Source organism: Flavobacterium sp. (assembly GCF_036515215.1).
GTDB lineage: Bacteria > Bacteroidota > Bacteroidia > Flavobacteriales > Flavobacteriaceae > Flavobacterium.
The window spans coordinates 48,579-69,051 of sequence record NZ_DATBVQ010000060.1; the positions used below are offsets into that span (position 1 = coordinate 48,579).

Below are 20,473 nucleotides of genomic sequence, written 5' to 3' on the forward strand. Positions count from 1 at the left end.
TTTATTTTAACGGGATTTTATTTTTTTATATTTATATTGTATCGGTTTTAACCATATCGATCTCAGATTGAAAGAGAAACCAAAAACCAAAAACACGAAAAGATGAGATTAATAGTTGATAGTGGCTCTACAAAAGCCGATTGGATAGCAATTGATGATAATGGCAAAGTGTTGTTTACGACACAAACATTAGGATTAAATCCTGAGGTACTTGAATCGGATGAAATTATCGAACGTCTGAACGATCGTTTTGATATTCTACAAAACAAGAAAAACGCAACGCATTTGTTTTTTTATGGTGCGGGCTGCGGAACGGATAGAATGAAACTTAACCTGTCGCAAGTTTTTAAAAATTATTTCGAAAATGCGATTGTTTCAGTGGAAGAGGATACTTATGCAGCTGTCTATGCGACGACGCCTAAGGGACAAAAAGCGATTGTCAGTATATTAGGAACTGGGTCGAACTGTAGTTATTTTGACGGTAAAGAACTGCAACAAAAAGTGCAATCATTGGGTTATATTGTGATGGATGATTGTAGCGGTAATGTTTTTGGAAAAGAATTAATCAGAAAATACTATTTCAATAAAATGCCAAAAGAATTGGCAGCACAATTTGAAAAAGATTATGATCTAGATCCGGATGCCGTGAAACACAAATTATACAAAGAGCCTAACCCAAATGCGTATTTGGCCACTTTTGCCAAGTTTTTAATTCAGCATAAAGACACGGAGTTTTGCAAAAAAATTATTTTTAGGGGAATGAAGTCTTTTGTGAAAAATTATATAAGACAATACGATAATTGCAAGGAAGTGCCAGTGCATTTTGTAGGTTCTATAGCGTTCTATTTGAAGGATGAGCTGCAACAGACTTTTGACAAATACGATATGAAATTAGGGAACGTGCTACGTCGACCAATAGATGGACTAATTGCTTACCATATAGCAAACAAATAATTTGTAATGTTTGTGTTGGCGATACTAATTAAAGTATCGCGATCATAGAAATTTCTACATTTACATTCTTTGGCAAGCATGCCACTTGAACCGTTTCACGTGCTGGAGCGGTTTTCTCGTTGAAATAGGAAGCGTAGACCGTATTTATATTGCCGAAATCATTCATGTCCATGATGAATATGGTCGTTTTGACCACGTTTTCAAAGGTCATTCCCGCTTCATCCAATACCGCTTTCATGTTTTGCATTACTTGTTGCGTTTCAGCTTCGATATTATCTGTCACTAATGCTCCCGTTTCTGGGTTTAGGGCAATCTGTCCTGAAGTGTAAAGCGTGTTCCCTTTAAGGACAGCCTGGTTGTAAGGACCAATAGGAGCGGGGGCTTTCTCGGTAAAAATTATCTTTTTCATGCTGCAAAGGATTATATGGTAAAATTATGTTTAAATATTAAAGATGTGAAAATAATTGGAATTAACGAGTTGTGTTTGTACTTCGTTTTTCCCATTTGATATCACTTAAGACACCTGATTTGATTCCAATAAAGAAGCCCCAATTGGCATTTGTTCCAAATGGAGTCCAATTAAAATCCATTCTCCAACTCAATAGATCGCGTTCGAAACGCAATTGGGTGAAGGTTACACCGTTCTGTACGAAATCATAACCGGTTGATATTCCTGCTTTCCATTTGGGCGTCAAATCAGCATTGGCGGAAATCATTATCGAGTTTCCGATAATTTTATTCTCCCTATTGTTGTTCCCATAGGTTAAGGAATAGGCAAATGTCATATCCCAAGGCAGCTTAGAATTGAAAAACGCTGCTATTTTGTCTTCACCCTCTTCTTCACTTCCGTCAAACTGGCTTTTCGTATTGTCATTTACCACCGTATTTTTTCCGAAAAGATCATCCTCACGTCCACCGTTTCGTTGACCTTGAACATTTTTATCTTCCTTGGCTCCGTCTTTTTCCGAGCTCGAAAGGGAATAATTCAAAGTCATATTGGCACTCGTCATCCTAAAGAGACTCCCCCCATTATCAATATTGAAGAGATTAATTCTTTTTCCAGAATTGTCAATGGCGTAGGGGTCCAAGGTTGCCCCAAAATTGACATTCATTTTATTGTCCAATAGCTGAGTTCCGCCGCTAACCCTGATTGGCGACCAAGCAAGCGCAGTTACTCCGTCTGCGTCCAAATTATAACTGCTTGATAAATTAAAGTTATTGAGCAGCATAATTTTTTTAGCCTCGACTTTGGTGCTGTCTTTGTCTGTTACTTTAGCTTCAAAAGTATTGCTCAAGTCAAACCCCAATGTGTTCGAATTGTTTAAACCTGGAGCGCCAAAAATCCCTTTTTCAAAACGTGAATATTGTTTAATTGTAGTTCCGCTGGCATCCAAAGCATAGGTGTCATAATATTTTTCGAAACTTGGGGTGTAACCGTAGGAAACGGATGGTCGCATGACGTGTCTGATAGATTGAATTTTTTTGCCTTCGCCAAAATTAAACGTACCGTAAATGGTGGTTCCCACGCTGGATGAAAAAGAGTAGGTTCTATAAGCATCAAAACCATTTACGGTTTTGTCCACTACTTTACTTTGGTCGGCATCATAATTTCTCTCAATTGTTTTGGCATACCATACTTCCTCGTAGTTTAAAGAAGAAGACGCGCTAAAATATTTAAACAATTTAAAATTGGTGCTTAAAGGGATGGAGTGTTGTACACCCAGCTGGGCATCTCTAAACATTTGCGGTTTAAAGAATAGTGAGTCTGTAGTAGTTATGGTATTTCTGCCGCTTAGATTATATTGTAAATTTAGATTCTTGATGAAACCTTTTTTAACCCCGTCTTTTCCTACGAAAGGATAAATGCGATCCACACTAAGCTGAAGTGTAGGCAATGTCATGTTAATTACTTCCGTTTGTGTGTTTTGCGAATGTGTTGCAGACAATGACATTCTAACTTGTGGTACGGAATTAAATGTTTTTGAATAAGAAATGGACGAGTTTAAAGTATTATTGAGATTTGAACCAATATTCGCCTGGTTTATGGATTGTTTAAAGTATTTACTGCTTCCAAGATTCACGGAGGCCGAAAAACTGGAATTAGGGTTCGCTTTGGAATCCCTGGAATGGGACCACTGTAAATTATAGATTTTTTGTTTTAGATAATCGGGATAACCCCTCTCACTGGTTATCAAGTTTTCGAACCTGAAATTTAGATTGCCTCGGTAGCTGTATCTTTTTGCATAAGATGATTCAAAACGCATCCCGTAACTCCCATTGGTATAGTAGTCTCCCGATACGGTTAAATCGTAATGATCGTTTAAAGCAAAATAGTAGCCTCCGTTTTGTAGCGAAAACCCCCTAAGATTGGAGTCATTATAACTGGGTAATATCAATCCTGAAATATTAGTCTCTTTACTCATTGGAAAATAAGCGAAGGGCAGCGCTATTGGGGTTGGAACGTTTGCGATGACCATGTTGGTTAAACCCGTGACCACTTTTTTGCCCGGAATAAATTTTACTTTATCGGTTTGGAAATAATATTCAGGATTATCGATGTTTTTTGAAGTGGTAAATCGAGCGCCTTTTAGAAAGTAAACGGAATCATTCTCCTTTTTTGTGATTTCGGCTTTGATTTTAAATTCCCCTTGATCAGACCGTGAATTCCAAATTAAGGCTTTTTTTGTCTTGAAATTAAATCGAATAGAGTCTGGCTCCACCACATTCTCCCCTTGCTTGAAGTTGGGGTATTGGGTGTATTTACCTGTGGAATCTTTTATTCTTCCGGCATAGACTTCATTTTTTTCATAATCCATCACTATTATTCCTGCCTTCAATTCAATGTCTTGATAATATAGCTCTGCCTTATCGTAGAGGGTAATGAGTTTTTTCTTTTGATCAATGCGGGCATATTGCTCGGCCTTGTATTTTACTTTTCCGTCAAGAAACACTTTGGCGGGTCTTATGCTATCTTTTTTTATGATGGTATCGGCTTGTGTTTTGGTGTCTACTGTCTCTTTCCTTTCAGCATTAACGATAGATGAGGATGTAACCGCTTCTTTTTTATTGGGTATGGCGGTCGTTTTTTTTGATATATCTTGGGAATATAAATTTCCATATCCCATTGTTATGAAAAATGATAGTAAAACGATATTAAATAAGTTTGTCTGCAAAGGTTTAAATGCTATTTTTGTAAAATTATGGCTTGTTTTTTGAAGTGTCAAACTTACATATTATTTTTTGTCAAAAATAATCAAATAAAATTTTTTATAGCCTTAGTATTTTAATTAAATTAACCTTAGAATTATGCTCATATTAAATAAAATTAAAGTGTCACTTACTTTTTTTCTAATTACGATCTCTTTTGTAACTTATGGTCAAACCAACAACTTTAAAGTAACCTTAGATGCAGGCCATGGCGCCCATGATTTTGGCGCTGTGTATAATGGGCACGTCGAAAAAAACATTGCTTTAGCGGTTGTGTTAAAAGTGGGCAAACTATTGGAGGCTAACTCTAAGGTTGATGTTACTTATACCAGGAAAACGGACGTGTTTATTGACTTAGTTGAAAGAGCCAATATTGCAAACAGGGCTGATGCCAATATTTTTGTTTCGATTCATTGCAATGCAAATCGAAATACTGCTGCTGATGGTACGGAAACCTACGTAATGGGTATGAATAAGGTCGCGTCTAATTTAGAGGCCGCCAAAAAGGAGAATTCCGTAATTACATTGGAGAAAGATTACAAACGCAAATATGAAGGTTTCGATCCAAACTCCCCGGAAACCATGATAGGGTTGACTTTGATGCAGGAAGAATATCTCGACAACAGTATATCGTTGGCAAGTAAAATAGAAAATTCATTTGAGGCACTAGGAAAAAAAATAAGGGGAGGTGGTGTGAAACAAGCTCCGTTTATGGTGCTTCACAAAGCATATATGCCAAGAGTCTTAATAGAAATGGGATTTATTTCTAACTATACTGAGGGGAATCTGTTAGATTCAGAATCTGGGCAAATTGAAATAGCGACAGCAATTGCGAGCGCAATCATCAGTTATAAAAACGAATATTATGGCACTGGGGCTGTCGAAACCTATGAAGTAAGGCCATCCCAAAAAAATGTAGAAAATAACAGTAGGGAAGTTTCAACCTCGGTTGAGTCTAAAAAGCCAATAGCCAAGCAAGACAGTTCCGATGTTCTGTTTAAAGTGCAAATTTCAGCAAGCGGAAGAAAAATGGAACTGAGCCCAAGAAATTTCAGGGGACTAAGAAGCATATCGATGGACTACGACAACAATGTATACAAATACATGTACGGTGAGACTTCTGATTATACGGAATCAATGCGTTTATTGGAGGAGGCAAAAGCAAAAGGCTATGATTCTGCTTTTTTGATTGCCTTCAAAAACGGGAGAAAGATTAGTATTCAAGAAGCAATAAAATTATAGCAAGTTCATTATTTTATATTAAATTTGTCAAAAATACTTACATTTTGAAATTAACGAGAGAAATAAAAACAGCAATTTTAGTAATTGCGTCGATATTATTATTTATTTGGGGGTACAGTTTCTTAAAAGGAAGAGACCTTTTCAGCAGCTACAAAACATTTTACGTAGAATATCAAACCGTCGAAGGTTTAGCAACAGCTGCTCCGGTAACTCTAAACGGATTGGTTATAGGTAAAGTTAACAATATCACCATTGAGAAAAATACTGGCAAGTTAGTAGTTGAACTTCAGATAAAAACCGATTTTCCAATTTCAAAATCTAGTGTTGCAATTATATATGAGCCAGGTTTCATTGGAGGAAAACAAATTGCGATTGAGCCTAATTTTAACGATCAATCGGTGTCAGAAGATGGGCAAAGATTAAAAGGGGAAATTAGATTGGGACTTACAGAAACTGTGGGTGATAAGTTAGCGCCCATTCAAGAAAAATTAGAAAAGATAATGGCTAACGCCGATGTTCTGATTACAGGGGTCAATAACGTCTTAGATAAGAAAGCCCAGGAAGATTTAAGAAAAAGCCTAAGTGAATTGAGTTTTACTATGGAACAGTTCCATAAAGCTTCTTTGAGCATGAATAGCATCTTGGATGATAATAAAGCTCAAATAAAAGGAGTTGTAACCAACTTCAGTAAAATTTCAGACGATTTTTCAAAAATTTCCGATTCATTAAATAAAGCCGACCTAGGAAAAACGGTAAAAAACCTGAATGAAACATTAGCTAAAGTTGATGGTATAATGAACGGTTTGAAATCCGGAAATGGAACAATGGGTAAATTGTTGAATGACGATGCTTTGTATAATAATTTAGATAAAACCTCCAAAGAGTTAGAACTTTTACTTCAAGACGTCAGACTTCATCCTACAAGATATATAAACATTTCTGTTTTCGGGAAAAAGGACAAGCCGTACAAAGCGCCAGTTAGCGATTCAATTTCACAAAACAAAAACTAAATTTTAATGAGCTATTTAGACAATATATTATTTGCCATATTATTGGTCGTTGGATTTGGTTACTTTTTTAGCAACATAAAAAAAATCAAACGAAACATAAATTTAGGTATAGAAGTGGACCGGAAAGATAATCCGGGTGCTCGTTGGAAAAACATGGCCATGATAGCCATGGGCCAATCCAAAATGGTCAAAAGACCGATAGCTGGTGCGCTCCATATTGTTGTTTATTTAGGTTTTATAATCATTAACATCGAGCTATTGGAAATCATCATCGATGGTTTATTTGATACGCACAGAGTTTTTGCCTTTTTAGGGTCATTGTATGACGTCCTAATAGCCTCTTTTGAGATATTGGCGTTGCTGGTTTTGGTTGCGGTAAGTGTTTTTTGGATAAGAAGGAACGTAATAAAGCTGAGACGTTTCGCTATGGGGGATTTGAAAGGATTTCCTAAGAATGATGCCAATTATATACTTTATTTTGAAGTCGTTTTAATGGCTTTGTTTTTATTGATGGATGCATCTGATTTGCATTTGCAAAACGTACCGGGTGGTTTTTCCCATTTCATAAAAGCAGGCTCTTTTCCGGTAAGTCAATTTATTGAGCCAATATTTAACGGAATGGCAAATGAGTCCGTGATGATTCTTTTTGAAGTTTTCTGGTGGCTGCATATTGTGGGTATTCTAGTTTTTATGAACTATTTATATTTTTCAAAACACCTACATATACTACTGGCTTTCCCAAACACCTATTTTGCCGACTTGAATCCTTTGGGACAGTTTGATAATCTAAAGGCGGTTACCAAGGAAGTTAAAATGATGATGGATCCAAACGCTGATCCATTTGCGGCAGCGCCAGCACCGGTAGAAGGAGATGTCCCCGCTAAATTTGGAGCGAGCGACATTCAGGATTTGAATTGGGTGCAATTGTTAAATGCGTATACCTGTACCGAGTGTGGCCGATGCACTTCGGCCTGTCCAGCCAATATAACGGGTAAAAAATTGTCCCCTCGAAAGATTATGATGGATACCAGGGATAGGATGGAAGAAGTAGGTAGAAATATTGATGCCAATAAGGGCATTTTTATTCCGGACAACAAAACCTTGTTAAACGACTATATTACAGCCGAAGAACTTTGGGCTTGTACATCCTGTAATGCATGTGTTGAGGAATGTCCCGTAAACATAAGTCCTCTTTCTATTATCATGGACATGAGACGTTATTTAGTTATGGAACAAAGCGCTGCGCCAATGCCGTTAAACACCATGATGACCAATATAGAGAATAACGGAGCGCCATGGCAGTACAATCAACAGGACAGGTTAAATTGGAAAAACGAAAATTAACCGGAAATAGAAGCATTCCCAAAAAGGCAGAGCGGGAATTTTTTAGCAAAAAATGACCATCACGGTTAACTAACAGGAATAAAAATTAGATTTCGAATTTTCAAAACATGAAAGTTTGATCTTTAAACTTTAAACAAAAATATATGTCAGAGAATTTAATAGTGCCAACTATGGCAGAAATGCTAGCCCAAGGGAAGCAACCGGAGGTATTGTTTTGGGTGGGTTGTGCAGGAAGTTTTGAAGATAGGGCAAAAAAAATAACGAAAGCATTCGTACGAATTTTAAATCGTTCAAACGTTTCTTTTGCTGTGCTTGGTACGGAAGAAAGTTGTACTGGAGATCCCGCAAAAAGGGCCGGAAATGAGTTTTTGTTTCAAATGCAAGCAATGATGAACATTGAAGTTCTGAATGCTTATGAAGCGAAGAAAATTGTGACTGCTTGTCCGCATTGTTTTAATACTTTAAAAAATGAGTATCCTGAACTGGGCGGGAAATATGAAGTGGTGCATCACACAGAGTTTTTGAAATCCCTTTTAGATGACGGAAGATTGACAATCGAGGGAGGACAGTTCAAAGGGAAAAGAATCACATTCCATGACCCATGTTATTTGGGAAGGGCCAATAAAGTTTATGAAGCTCCAAGAGATTTGATTCTTAAACTGGATGCCGAATTAGTTGAAATGAAACGTTCTAAAGCTAATGGATTGTGTTGTGGTGCCGGCGGAGCGCAAATGTTTAAAGATGCCGAACCCGGAAACAAGGAAATCAATATCGAAAGAACTGAAGAGGCATTAGAAATGAAACCTGATATTATTGCTGCGGGTTGTCCGTTTTGTAATACGATGATGACCGACGGAGTGAAAAACAAGGAAAGAGAAGGAGATGTAAAAGTTATGGACATCGCCGAACTGATTGCTAATGCAGAAGATTTGTAATTAAGCGAACAAAAGTATAATTGAAAGGTTAAAACGTCATTCGTTTTAACCTTTTTTTGTTTTTTGATAGTTGTCCCAGCTTGGTCAGTATATTTTTTAATGCATTTCAGAATAGAATATTTTTTTTTATGGACATAGATTTAGTTATGTAAATTGAAAGCCTTATTTTTGTAGAATAAACAATTATTATGTTAGTAGATTTTAATACACTTCCTGAAGAATCCAGAATTTGGATCTATCAGTGCAATCGCAAATTTTCGGACGCGGAGTTTTCCGAAATAGAAACGGCCTTGGAATCCTTTCTTGAAGGTTGGGCTGCACACGGCACTAGCTTGGCATCCTCATATCAACTAAAATACAATAGATTCATTATAATAGCCGTTGATCAGGACGTTCAGGCGGCAACAGGATGTTCAATCGATTCTTCCGTAGAGTTCATACAAAGTTTGGAACAGAAATATAATGTCGATTTATTGGATAAAATGAATGTCACCTTCAAATTGGGAGAGCACATAGCTCACAAGCCATTAATTGACTTCAAAAGAATGGTTAAAGATAAAGCCGTTACTGAAAATACTATAGTTTTCAATAATTTGGTTAATAATATAGAAGAATATAATGAATCTTGGGAAGTTCCTGCTATTGACAGCTGGCATAGCCGTTTTTTTTAAAATAAATATACTAGAATGAAAAATACAGGCATCAGAATTTATTTTCTCTATGTCTTATTTTTTTTTATAGCCAGTTGTAGCGGCGTAAAAAAAAACAAGACGAAAGCAGTCTTCTCACATATTCCTACCGAGGTTGTTGATGTAGAAATCGACAAGTCACAAAATAAAGCTACAAGTTTTAATGTATCGGATAAGGGAGAAAAATGGGTAGACAGTATTTATGATTCAATGAGCTTTGATGAAAAAATAGGGCAACTATTTATGGTTGCTGCCTTTTCAAATAAGGATGATGCTCACTTTAACGCAATCGATAAACTTGTAACGGAAAATAAAATTGGAGGGCTGATTTTTTTTCAAGGCGGACCAGTGCGTCAGGCAAAATTGACCAATAGGTTTCAAGCTAAATCAAAAGTGCCGTTATTTATCGGAAATGATGCGGAATGGGGGTTGGGCATGAGACTCGATTCAACGTCAAATTATCCATATAACATGACTCTTGGAGCGGTTCAAGACCTGAAACTCATTGAGAAAATGGGTATGCAATTGGGAGAGCAAAGCAAAAGGCTGGGACTACAGTTTAATTTTGCTCCCGTGCTCGATATTAATACGAATCCCAAAAATCCTATTATAGGTTTTCGTTCTTTTGGCGAGGATAAGTATAAAGTTACAGAAAGGGCCGCCGCTTTAGTAAAGGGGATCCAGAGTGAGGGTGTATTTGCTACGGGAAAACATTTTCCCGGTCACGGAGATACCGAAACTGACTCTCACAAAGCCTTACCAACGGTTAACTTTTCGAAAGAAAGGCTGAAAATGATGGAGTTTTACCCGTACAAGAAAATGTTTGCGGAAGGACTTTCTTCCGTCATGGTGGCGCATTTGAACGTGCCTAGTTTGGAGTCCAGAAGTAATTATCCGTCTTCGATTTCCTATAACGTTGTCACTGACATTCTTCAAAAAGAACTCGGTTTCAATGGACTTATTTTTACAGATGCGCTCAATATGAAAGCGGTAAGCAATTTTAATAAAGGAGAATTGGTAGATCTAAAGGCATTTATGGCGGGGAATGACATTTTGTTATTTCCTGAAGACGTACCGATTGCGATTGAAATTTTCAAAAAGGCCTATCAAGATTCTTTATTAACCGAGCAAAGAGTTTCATTTTCGGTAAAAAAAATTCTTAAATTTAAATATTTGGCTGGTTTAAATTCTTATAAGCCTATAGAAATAAAGAATTTGTATCAAGATCTTAATTCGTCCAAAAATCAGGCATTGCAATATGAATTATACGAGAACGCAATCACAGTTCTGATAAACGCAAATTCTGTTTTGCCTGTCAAAGAATTGGAAAATCAAAAGGTAGCCTATATAAAAATGGGTGATGCCACAAATACAACTTTTATTTCAACGTTACGAAAGTACGCTGAAGTAACCGAGATAGCGGATACGAATTTGGATAGCTTGCAACAAAAATTAAAACCTTTTACCACCGTAATTATTGGTTATCATAAATCTAATGTCCCATTTAAGAGCTATAATTTTACATCCGAAGAATTATCGAGGCTGGCATTTTTGGCAAAAAACAACAATGTTATTCTGGATGTTTTTGCTTCCCCTTATTCGTTGTTGCCCGTCAATAATTTTGAAGATCTTGGGGGATTGGTTATTTCCTATCAAAATAGCACTATTGTACAGGAAGTTTCTGCCGAATTAATTTTTGGCGCCATAAGTTCCAAAGGAAAGCTACCCGTTACGATCTCCGCTGATTTCGTTGCCGGCTATGGTCTTTCCACTGAAAAGTTGAATGTATTGGGTTTTACTGCCCCTGAAAATGTAGGAATGAATCCTGCGATTTTATCAAAGATTGATAATCTTGCCCAAAAAGCAATCAGTGGAAGAATGACACCTGGAATGCAAATTCTTGTTGCGAGAAAAGGAAAAGTGATTTTTCAGAAATCATACGGCCATCATACATACGACGGAGATGCTAAAGTTTTAAACACGGACTTGTATGATGTTGCATCGCTGACAAAGATTTTGTCTACTTTGCCCAATGCCATGCTGCAATACGACGCTCAAAAGATAAATATGGAAACGAGGTTAGATTCCATGTTGCCTATTTTTAAGGACTCAAACAAGAAAGACATCCGGTTTAAGGAATTACTTTCCCATTATGCTAGATTGCAACCTTGGATTCCTTTTTATAAAGGAACCGTCGATAAAAATGGCAATCCTTTAGATAGCTATTACCGGAAGGTTATGGGTGTTCCATTTTTCACAAAAATAGCCGACAGCCTATTTTTAAGGGATGATTATCACGATACCATCATGAAGATAATTGTAGACAGTAAGTTGTTGCCTCAAAAAGGATATAAATACAGTGATTTTACTTTTATGATTTTGAAAGAATATTTGGAAAAGTTAACAGGGAAAAAATTGGATGAATTAAGTTTCGAAAATTTTTATAAACCACTTGGGGCTAATAATACCATGTATAATCCGTTGCAAAAGATAAATAAAAACAGAATTGCACCCACTGAAATTGATACTTATTTCCGTCACCAGATTATACAAGGCTATGTCCATGACATGGGAGCTGCGATGGAAGGTGGGATTGGAGGTCACGCAGGAATTTTCTCTAATAGTATGGATGTTGCCAAAATAATGCAACTCTATCTGCAGAAAGGGAATTATGGCGGCCGACAGTATTTTTCCAAAAAGACATTCGATGATTTTAACACCTGTTATTTTTGCACTGAAGGAAATCGTAGAGGGGTAGGTTTTGACAAACCGCAGTTAGGAAATAGCGGGCCCACTTGTGGCTGTGCTTCAATGACTAGTTTTGGTCATACCGGATTTACGGGTACGATGGCTTGGGCAGATCCCGAAACCGAGATCGTTTATATCTTTTTATCAAATCGAACCTTTCCGAGTGAATCTGTAAATAAATTGTCTAGAGAGAATATCAGGGAAGACATCCAAGAAATTATTTATGATTCAATTGAATTTTAATGTGTTTCTCAAATGCGCCCATACACAATTATAAGTGGAAGTAGAAGGTGCAATTTTTCTGTATTTAAAGAAATGGCATTCCTATTTTTCATAAATTCGTTACTTTAAAATACATAGATGAAAATTGCAATAGTTTGTTATCCCACTTTCGGCGGAAGTGGCGTTGTCGCTACAGAACTGGGTCTGGAATTGGCCCGTCATGGTCATGAGGTCCATTTTATTACCTACAGTCAACCGGTGCGACTGGCATTGTTAAATCCAAATGTGCATTACCATGAGGTAAATGTTCCGGAATATCCACTGTTTCACTATCAGCCGTATGAATTGGCTTTGTCGAGTAAATTGGTGGATATGGTCAAACTTTATAAAATAGAAATTCTGCATGTGCATTATGCCATTCCCCATGCTTATGCGGGATACATGGCTAAGCAAATGCTAAAAGATGAAGGTATTGAAATCCCCATGGTTACCACATTGCACGGTACGGACATCACCTTGGTTGGGAATCACCCTTTCTATAAACCGGCCGTGAGTTTTAGCATCAATAAATCGGATGTGGTGACTTCGGTTTCCCAAAGTTTAAAAGATGATACCTATAAATTATTCAATATTAAAAGGGACATTCACGTGATTCCGAATTTTATTGAATTGGATAAAAACAATAATGACCCTAGTATTGCCTGTCACCGTTCGGTTATGGCGAAACCAAGTGAGCGTATTATTACCCATATCAGTAATTTTAGAAAAGTAAAAAGGATTCCTGATGTAATAAAAATATTCTACAAAATTCAAAAAGAAATCCCGGCCAAATTAATGATGGTGGGTGATGGGCCTGAAAAAGAAAAAGCGGAGTATTTGTGCCAAGAGTTGGGCATACTTGACAAAGTGATCTTTTTCGGGAACAGCAATGAGATTGACAAGATTTTGAGCTACACGGATCTATTTTTGTTGCCCTCAGAAACAGAAAGTTTCGGTCTTGCGGCGTTAGAGGCTATGGCTTGGAGCGTTCCCGTAATATCGAGTAATTCAGGGGGACTGTCCGAAGTAAATTTTGAGGGGATTTCAGGCTACTTGAGTAATGTTGGCGACACGGACGCCATGGCAAAGAACGCCCTGAAAATTTTAAGGGAGGATGCAACGCTATTAAAATTTAAAGAAAACGCGTTATCGGTGGCGAAAAAATTTGATATTAAAAACATCTTGCCGCTGTATGTGGATCTGTATCAAAAAGCGATAAAGAAATATTCGAAAAAGAACAGGTTGTTGAACAACCCAAAATAGCTATTAATTTTTGATTCTAAGTGTAAAAAAATGAAGAAAATCAGTATGTCATTGCTTACGTTGCTGCTTATGGCTTGCGGTGCGAGTGCTCCTAAAGATTCGGGGAAAAAGCCTTTATATGAAGTTTTGGCACAAAAGACTGATGGTGGGGCTAACATCCATTTTTTTGAAATTCTGACGGAACCAAATGAGATCAGAATGTTGCAAAATGACAGTGAGTTAAAAAATAAAATTAGCCCTATAGATGTTCAAAAATCAAATTTCGTTATTTTGAATATGGGAGAGAAAAATACGGGAGGCTATTCGATTGCAGTTGAAAGTGTTGTGGAAACAGATAAAAATATAATTATCAGCGTAAAGGAGAATGGACCTGCATCGGATTCGATTATAACCCAGGATTACACCTATCCTTTTTGCGTAGTCAAGATAAATTCTAAAAAGGAAATAATCATTAAATAAAAAAACGCCACTATTTCTAGTGGCGTTTTTTGCAATGTATGTTTGATACTAGAATTGGTATCTAAGTGCTAATGCAACATCAGAACCATAATTGTTTTTGTAATAACCACTTCCACCAATTTCTGGTCTGAAATCTAATGAAATTAACAATGGGATAGGAAAATTATATTCAATTCCGATATCTCCCGCTGCAAACGCAAATGTGTCATTGTATGAATTACCGTTATAGTCGTAATTATAGCTACCTACACCACCACCTACACCAGCGTACCAGTTGAAACCGCCGTCGATGTTCCAAACCCATTGGTATAAACCAGTTAATTTGATAGCGTTGTCGTCATAACCATTATTGTTAAAATTACTTCTGTTTCTCCAACCTAAGTCTAATTCTAAACGATTGTTACTAGACAAAGCTCTTTGATAAGAAAGTTCCCCTCCAAATCCACCGTTATCTCCAAAACGAAGTCCTAGTGCATTTTTTGATATGTCTTGTGCCTGTGCGCTAAATGCTAATCCAATTAGCATAACAGCGGATAAAATAATTTTTTTCATAAATAAATTTTTGTTATTGCAAATGTACAACGAAAGGTTTGCCTAAGAATTATAAAATAAATGTTAATTGTTTCAAAATTCACATATTATATTTGTTAAATTATGTTCTAAAGTCCCTGTGAACAATCAGTTAGTGTTTTTTAAGGACTATTAATTAAATGCCAATTTTTATTGAAAAAGGATATTGCGTCAATTATTTCTAAAAAGCGATGGAATTTGTCATTTGCCTGCTCACGATATCTTCCATTTCGAATAGGTTTTCCTCGGCTGTAAAGCTAGACTCTTCATAGCGGTATAATTTCCAGCGTTTCTTATTGTATTCCAATGCAGTCAGGTTTTCCACCCAATCTCCAGAATTCAGATACAGGGTAGAGCCATTTTTTGTTTCTTTTTTTATTATTTTTGGCTCGTGGATGTGTCCGCAGATGACATAATCGTATTTCTTTTCGATGGCAATATCGGCGGCGGTTTCTTCAAAATCCGAAATGTGTTTTAGCGCTTTCTTAACACCTGCCTTTATTTTTTTCGAAAAGGAATAGGGCTCTTTCCCCATTTTTTTCAAGCACCAATTCACAAACCGATTTATCAGGATCAAATAGTCATAGCCCAAGCCACCTAGTTTGGCAATCCATTTGGCATGATGAACTGAGGCATCGAATACGTCGCCATGAAAAATCCAGGCTTTTTTGCCGTCCAGTTCCAGAACCAATTTGTCAAGCAGTGCAAAATTTCCCAAGTTCATATCGCTAAACTTGCGAAGCATCTCATCGTGATTTCCCGTAATGTAATAGACTTTAGTTCCTTTCGTGGCTAAGCTTATGATTTTTTGCAGGACCTTTAAATGCGTTTTGGGGAAATAGGATTTTCGGAACTGCCAGATATCGATAATGTCGCCATTCAAAACCAGAACTTTTGGTTTTATGGAGCAGAGATATCTATTGAGCTCTATGGCATGACTGCCAAATGTTCCAAGATGTGCATCAGAAATCACAACTAACTCAAGCTTTCTTTTTTTCAATTTGATTCAAATTTGACGTTTCACAAATTTAACGATAGCCTGACGGATTCTGTTTTAATATAATGTTATCAATTCTTTTTTGGCATTAATAAAACGTAACGCGAGGCGTTAGCAAATTGTTAAATAATCCTATTTTTAAATTTTTTACTTTAAGCCATAAAACATATATTTGTTCAAAACTAATTATAATGGCAGGAAATAGCTACGGGACACTATTTAGGATAACCACTTTCGGAGAATCACACGGGGAAGCCCTAGGCGGAATTATAGATGGTTGCCCATCAGGAATAGAATTGGATTTGGAGGCAATTCAACTTGAAATGTCTCGAAGAAAACCCGGTCAATCGGCAATCGTTACACAACGTAAAGAACCAGATGATGTTCAATTTTTATCTGGAATCTTTGAAGGAAAAACCACTGGAACACCAATAGGTTTTATCATTCCAAACACAAACCAAAAATCAGACGATTACTCCCACATAAAAGACAATTACAGGCCCAGCCATGCGGATTACGTGTATGAAAAAAAGTATGGTGTGCGTGATTATAGGGGCGGCGGAAGAAGCTCTGCTCGGGAAACGGCAAGTAGAGTGGTTGCAGGTGCAATTGCAAAACAGATGTTACCGGAGATAAAAATTAATGCTTATGTCTCTTCCGTAGGACCAATCTTTTTGGAAAAACCTTATCAAGAACTGGATTTTTCTAAAACGGAGAATAATCCGGTGCGGTGTCCGGATGAAGAAATGGCAGCAGTAATGGAAGATTATATCCGTGAAATTCGCAAAGAAGGCAATACAGTAGGAGGAACGGTAACATGCGTAATACAAAATGTGCCAATCGGATTGGGCGAACCGGTTTTCGATAAGCTTCATGCGGAGTTGGGTAAAGCGATGTTATCCATAAATGCCGTAAAGGGATTTGAATATGGGAGCGGGTTTTGCGGCGCCAAAATGAAAGGAAGCGAACACAACGATTTATACAATGCAGACGGTACCACGAAGACGAATCTTTCTGGTGGTATTCAAGGGGGAATCAGTAACGGAATGGATATTTATTTCAGAGTGGCGTTTAAACCTGTTGCCACCATTATGCAAAAACAGGAGTCTCTCGATAATAAAGGAAATATAACCGAAATGACAGGCAAAGGGCGTCACGACCCATGTGTGGTGCCACGTGCGGTACCTATTGTTGAAGCTATGGCGGCCATAGTTCTCGCCGATTTTTATTTGATAAACAAAACCTATAATTCACATCTTTAGGAGCTGTCACCCGCTTTCCGCTTTATCTTTCCTTGCTTAAAGAAAGCAAGGAAAGGATGTCGTTGTAATCAGGGCTAAAACCCAATCATTAACAATAAATCAGATGAATTTTTTAATTTCAGTTTGTCGGATATAATAGAATTAAAATTATGAGAAATCTCGCGATGCACTGGAAAATTCTGATAGGAATGATATTAGGGTTGCTCTTTGGATTATTAATGAAAAATTTGGAGCAAAAAGGATTGGTAGTCGATTGGATAAAACCTTTTGGGACCATTTTTATCAATCTGCTTAAAATGATAGCCGTTCCGCTGATAGTAGTTTCGCTAATCGTGGGATTAGCCGATTTAAAAGATATTTCAAAACTTTCTAAATTGGGAAGCAGAACGGTATTGTTTTATTTAAGTTCGACGGTTATCGCGGTTTCCATTGGTTTAGTACTGGCCAATTTAATTAAACCAGGGAAGTACATAAATGACGAATCTAGAGAAAGCCTGATCAAAAATTTTTCGACTGATGCTTCACAAAAAATAGAGTTGGCGGTAAAAGCCAAGAATAGCGGACCACTTCAGCCTTTGGTTGATATTGTTCCAGACAATTTTTTCAAAGCCTTGAGCGATAATGGAAGTATGTTACAGGTGATATTATTTGTCATTCTTATCGGTATTGGACTTATTTTAATCGAAGAAAAAAAATCTAAACCTGTTGTGGAATTTTTTAAAGGGATGAATGAGGTTATCATGAAAATCATCGACATTATTATGCTGTTTTCGCCTTATGGTGTTTTCGCTCTGATGGCAGCTTTGATGGTAGAAATACCGGATTTCTCTACCTTAGGCGCCTTGGGGATTTATGGGTTGACTGTGTTATTGGGTTTGTTTATAATGACATTTATATTCTATCCGACATTACTGATGATTTTTGCTAAAGTAAATCCTATTAAATTCTATAAAGCTATTGCTCCCGCGCAATTGCTTGCTTTTTCTACCAGTTCAAGTGCGGCTACACTTCCTGTCACCATGGAATGTGTGACTGAGAATCTGGGAGTTGACGAGGAGGTGTCTAGTTTCGTACTGCCATTGGGCGCAACAGTGAATATGGACGGAACGAGTCTGTATCAGGCGGTTGCTGCCATTTTTATTGCCCAGGCAATGCTTCCTGAGGCATTAGACCTTCAAACACAGTTGATGATTGTCGTTACAGCGACTCTTGCGTCAATAGGATCAGCAGCAGTGCCCAGCGCCGGTATGGTGATGCTGGTGATCGTCTTGGGACAGGCCGGCATTCCGGAAGCAGGATTAGCTCTTATCTTTGCTATTGACAGGCCATTAGACATGTGTAGGACGGTTGTCAACGTTACGAGTGATTCTACAATAGCGGCGATCGTGGCAAAATCAGTGGGGAAATTAAAGACACCCAAGGGATTTTAACCATTTCACTGGTGGAATCTGCTGTGGATTTTTTTTTCTATAATTTTTTTCTTTTTAGCATAGATAGAATGCCTCAAAAGTTCATTACTTTGTTAATATTTGGTTTCTAAAAGTGTTAAATTTCAAACATATAGATGTATGTTTGTAAACCAATAGCTACTTATGTTTCAGATGCGAATCGTTTTGTTTCTTTTTATTTCATTGAACATGTTTAGTAATGGATCCATTACTGAAACGACTTTGACGGCAAGAGAAAGAACAATTTCATTAATAAAAGAAGCCCAATGTTACTTGGACGAGGCCAATTACGAAAAATCTTTTTCGAGCTCCAGAGTCGCATTGCAAGAGGCTTTGAAGATTAAAGATAACTACCTTATTGCCAAATCCTACAACAATATTGGAGCAACTTATGAGGACTTGTCCGAATACGACAAAGCCATTTTTTATTATAAAAGAGGCTTGAGTTACGCCAATAAGACGGAAAATGACAACATTAAGAATGCGTTAAATAATAATTTAGGTAATGTATATTGTTTTGAAAAAAAGCAATTTGACAAAGGGTTGGATTATTATAAGAAGTCATTGGAATATGGGTATAAAATAGCTGATACTAGCCAGATATATGTCACTGAGTTAAATTTTGCTTGGGCCTATTTTTATTCTAAAAATTTTGAAAAAGGGAAACCTAGTTTGGATTTTATAAATGCACACAAAAATAAATATGGTGACGAGACAACTACAGTTGCGTTAAACATGTTAAACGGGATGTATTTCGGGAATAAATTGGAATATGAAAAGGCAAGTTCATTTTTTTTAAAGGCTATTAAGATTGGTAACCAAGGGAATGAAAAATCGGATTTGTCATATGCGCATGAAGAGTACTCTGTATTATTGAGGAAGATGGGCAAATACAAGGAAGCTTATGAAAATTTGGTTCTCTACCACAACATTCGAAAAGGGCTCGAGGATTCGGAAATGCAAAAGAAAGCCAATGTTGTGGGAGTTAATCTCGAATTGGATGAATACAAAAGAAAAGTCGATGTAATTGAGATTGAAAAAAAACTGCAATACCAAAGTTTACAAAAATCCAAGATTATTGTTCTGTTGTTCGTTATTGTTTTGGGAGTGCTTTTACTTTTATTCTACTCTCTTTATAAAAATTACAATTTCAAGAAAAAAAAGAATTCCGAACTTATTATTGCCAACGACCAATTAAGTGTCGCTAAGGAAAAAGCCGAAATGGCATCACAACTTAAATCCCAATTTGTTTCGACAATTACCCATGAACTAAGAACGCCTTTATACGGAGTTTTAGGGATAACAAATATGCTGCAGGACGAGCATAAGGAATTAGCGAACAGTCCACATTTAAGTTCGCTTAAATTTTCTGCGAGATACTTGTTGTCACTCGTTAACGACGTTCTTCAAATTAATAAAATAGAAGAAAACAGGATCGTTCTTGAAAATTTGACGTTTAATTTGACGGATGAAATCAATATGATCAAAAATTCATTGTCGTTTATTGCCAAGAATCATTCTAATTCCATTAATGTTAGCATTGATCCTGCGGTTCCTGAATATTTGATTGGCGATAAATTAAGGTTCTCTCAAATCCTCATAAATTTAGTCAGCAATGCATTGAAATTTACCAAGAACGGCGAGGTTAACATAAATGCAAATTTGATACGGGTAGAGAATAAAATGAATTTTATTAAATTTGAAATTAAGGACAACGGGGTAGGGATTGCCGAAGAGGATCAGGAAAAAATATTCGAAAAATTTGTACAGATAGGAAGAAAAGAAATTGATTACCAAGGGACGGGCTTAGGCCTATCTATCGTGAAACGTTTATTGGAATTATTTGACAGTTCGATTTCCCTCGAAAGTAAAGTGGGAGAGGGTACCACATTCACTTTTACAATTGCATTTGATTGCGACCCCGTTAAAACCAATGATCTCATAAACAATATTCAGGTCGATTTAACCGCCGGTCAAATTTTCAATGTTTTAGTGGTTGATGACAATTCGATAAATCAGTTAATCACAAAAAAAATAATCGAAAAATACAATTACAAATGTACAGTTGTGGATTCGGGATTGGC

Annotated in this window: 16 protein-coding genes; 12 read left to right on the plus strand and 4 right to left on the minus strand. The window is 36.9% G+C overall.

What is annotated here, in order from left to right:
• Positions 1 to 102: 102 nt before the first annotated feature.
• Positions 103 to 954, plus strand: a complete 852-nt coding sequence (locus VIH09_RS04610; protein WP_331578364.1) for an N-acetylglucosamine kinase — start codon at positions 103 to 105, stop codon at positions 952 to 954.
• Between the two features lie 28 nt (positions 955 to 982).
• On the opposite strand, the gene VIH09_RS04615 is transcribed toward VIH09_RS04610, so the two are convergent.
• Positions 983 to 1,363, minus strand: coding sequence for a RidA family protein (locus VIH09_RS04615; protein ID WP_331578366.1), 381 nt, complete (start codon positions 1,361 to 1,363; stop codon positions 983 to 985).
• Positions 1,364 to 1,424: 61 nt separating this feature from the next.
• Positions 1,425 to 4,178, minus strand: coding sequence for a putative LPS assembly protein LptD (locus tag VIH09_RS04620; RefSeq protein ID WP_331578368.1), 2,754 nt, complete (start codon positions 4,176 to 4,178; stop codon positions 1,425 to 1,427).
• Between the two features lie 82 nt (positions 4,179 to 4,260).
• Between VIH09_RS04620 and VIH09_RS04625 the strand changes: the two genes are divergently transcribed.
• The 8 genes from VIH09_RS04625 to VIH09_RS04660 all read left to right on the plus strand — a co-directional run bounded on the left by VIH09_RS04625 (position 4,261) and on the right by VIH09_RS04660 (position 14,112).
• Positions 4,261 to 5,403: an N-acetylmuramoyl-L-alanine amidase gene (locus tag VIH09_RS04625; protein ID WP_331578370.1), complete on the plus strand. Its 1,143-nt coding sequence runs from the start codon at positions 4,261 to 4,263 to the stop codon at positions 5,401 to 5,403.
• A 44-nt stretch (positions 5,404 to 5,447) separates the two neighbouring features.
• Positions 5,448 to 6,413 (plus strand): MlaD family protein, encoded by a 966-nt coding sequence (locus tag VIH09_RS04630; RefSeq protein WP_331578372.1) that lies wholly within the window; start codon positions 5,448 to 5,450, stop codon positions 6,411 to 6,413.
• A 6-nt stretch (positions 6,414 to 6,419) separates the two neighbouring features.
• The gene (locus VIH09_RS04635) at positions 6,420 to 7,757 is read left to right on the plus strand and encodes a (Fe-S)-binding protein (protein WP_331578374.1); all 1,338 of its coding nucleotides are present in this window, start codon (positions 6,420 to 6,422) and stop codon (positions 7,755 to 7,757) included.
• A 143-nt stretch (positions 7,758 to 7,900) separates the two neighbouring features.
• Positions 7,901 to 8,692: a (Fe-S)-binding protein gene (locus tag VIH09_RS04640; protein ID WP_331578376.1), complete on the plus strand. Its 792-nt coding sequence runs from the start codon at positions 7,901 to 7,903 to the stop codon at positions 8,690 to 8,692.
• A 188-nt stretch (positions 8,693 to 8,880) separates the two neighbouring features.
• The gene (locus tag VIH09_RS04645) at positions 8,881 to 9,363 is read left to right on the plus strand and encodes an ABC transporter ATPase (protein ID WP_331578378.1); all 483 of its coding nucleotides are present in this window, start codon (positions 8,881 to 8,883) and stop codon (positions 9,361 to 9,363) included.
• 15 nt (positions 9,364 to 9,378) lie between these two features.
• Positions 9,379 to 12,372, plus strand: a complete 2,994-nt coding sequence (locus VIH09_RS04650; RefSeq protein ID WP_331578380.1) for a glycoside hydrolase family 3 N-terminal domain-containing protein — start codon at positions 9,379 to 9,381, stop codon at positions 12,370 to 12,372.
• A gap of 117 nt (positions 12,373 to 12,489) precedes the next feature.
• Complete coding sequence (gene bshA / locus VIH09_RS04655; protein WP_331578382.1) at positions 12,490 to 13,653, plus strand: N-acetyl-alpha-D-glucosaminyl L-malate synthase BshA; 1,164 nt, start codon at positions 12,490 to 12,492, stop codon at positions 13,651 to 13,653.
• A 30-nt stretch (positions 13,654 to 13,683) separates the two neighbouring features.
• On the plus strand, positions 13,684 to 14,112 hold the full coding sequence (locus tag VIH09_RS04660; protein WP_331578384.1) for a protease complex subunit PrcB family protein: 429 nt from the start codon (positions 13,684 to 13,686) through the stop codon (positions 14,110 to 14,112).
• Positions 14,113 to 14,160: 48 nt separating this feature from the next.
• Here VIH09_RS04660 and VIH09_RS04665 read toward each other — a convergent pair whose 3' ends face one another.
• On the minus strand, positions 14,161 to 14,664 hold the full coding sequence (locus tag VIH09_RS04665) for a hypothetical protein (protein ID WP_331578386.1): 504 nt from the start codon (positions 14,662 to 14,664) through the stop codon (positions 14,161 to 14,163).
• A 199-nt stretch (positions 14,665 to 14,863) separates the two neighbouring features.
• The gene (locus VIH09_RS04670) at positions 14,864 to 15,682 is read right to left on the minus strand and encodes a UDP-2,3-diacylglucosamine diphosphatase (protein ID WP_331578388.1); all 819 of its coding nucleotides are present in this window, start codon (positions 15,680 to 15,682) and stop codon (positions 14,864 to 14,866) included.
• Between the two features lie 188 nt (positions 15,683 to 15,870).
• Between VIH09_RS04670 and aroC the strand changes: the two genes are divergently transcribed.
• From aroC to VIH09_RS04685, 3 genes are all read left to right on the plus strand, one after another.
• Positions 15,871 to 16,941 (plus strand): chorismate synthase, encoded by a 1,071-nt coding sequence (aroC, locus tag VIH09_RS04675; RefSeq protein ID WP_331578390.1) that lies wholly within the window; start codon positions 15,871 to 15,873, stop codon positions 16,939 to 16,941.
• A 149-nt stretch (positions 16,942 to 17,090) separates the two neighbouring features.
• Positions 17,091 to 18,371 carry a dicarboxylate/amino acid:cation symporter gene (locus VIH09_RS04680; RefSeq protein WP_331578392.1) on the plus strand — a complete coding sequence of 427 codons (1,281 nt, stop codon included), beginning with the start codon at positions 17,091 to 17,093 and terminating at the stop codon, positions 18,369 to 18,371.
• Positions 18,372 to 18,578: 207 nt separating this feature from the next.
• Positions 18,579 to 20,473 (plus strand): ATP-binding response regulator (locus tag VIH09_RS04685; protein ID WP_331578394.1); only part of this gene is annotated, 1,895 nt, incomplete at its 3' end.

Coding starts and splice junctions, on each gene's coding strand:
- VIH09_RS04610 (WP_331578364.1), top strand. CDS start 103: ATGAGATTAATAGTTGATAGTGGCTCTACAAAAGCCGATTGGATAGCA.
- VIH09_RS04615 (WP_331578366.1), bottom strand. CDS start 1,363: ATGAAAAAGATAATTTTTACCGAGAAAGCCCCCGCTCCTATTGGTCCT.
- VIH09_RS04625 (WP_331578370.1), top strand. CDS start 4,261: ATGCTCATATTAAATAAAATTAAAGTGTCACTTACTTTTTTTCTAATT.
- VIH09_RS04635 (WP_331578374.1), top strand. CDS start 6,420: ATGAGCTATTTAGACAATATATTATTTGCCATATTATTGGTCGTTGGA.
- VIH09_RS04640 (WP_331578376.1), top strand. CDS start 7,901: ATGTCAGAGAATTTAATAGTGCCAACTATGGCAGAAATGCTAGCCCAA.
- VIH09_RS04645 (WP_331578378.1), top strand. CDS start 8,881: ATGTTAGTAGATTTTAATACACTTCCTGAAGAATCCAGAATTTGGATC.
- VIH09_RS04650 (WP_331578380.1), top strand. CDS start 9,379: ATGAAAAATACAGGCATCAGAATTTATTTTCTCTATGTCTTATTTTTT.
- bshA (WP_331578382.1), top strand. CDS start 12,490: ATGAAAATTGCAATAGTTTGTTATCCCACTTTCGGCGGAAGTGGCGTT.
- VIH09_RS04660 (WP_331578384.1), top strand. CDS start 13,684: ATGAAGAAAATCAGTATGTCATTGCTTACGTTGCTGCTTATGGCTTGC.
- VIH09_RS04665 (WP_331578386.1), bottom strand. CDS start 14,664: ATGAAAAAAATTATTTTATCCGCTGTTATGCTAATTGGATTAGCATTT.
- aroC (WP_331578390.1), top strand. CDS start 15,871: ATGGCAGGAAATAGCTACGGGACACTATTTAGGATAACCACTTTCGGA.
- VIH09_RS04680 (WP_331578392.1), top strand. CDS start 17,091: ATGAGAAATCTCGCGATGCACTGGAAAATTCTGATAGGAATGATATTA.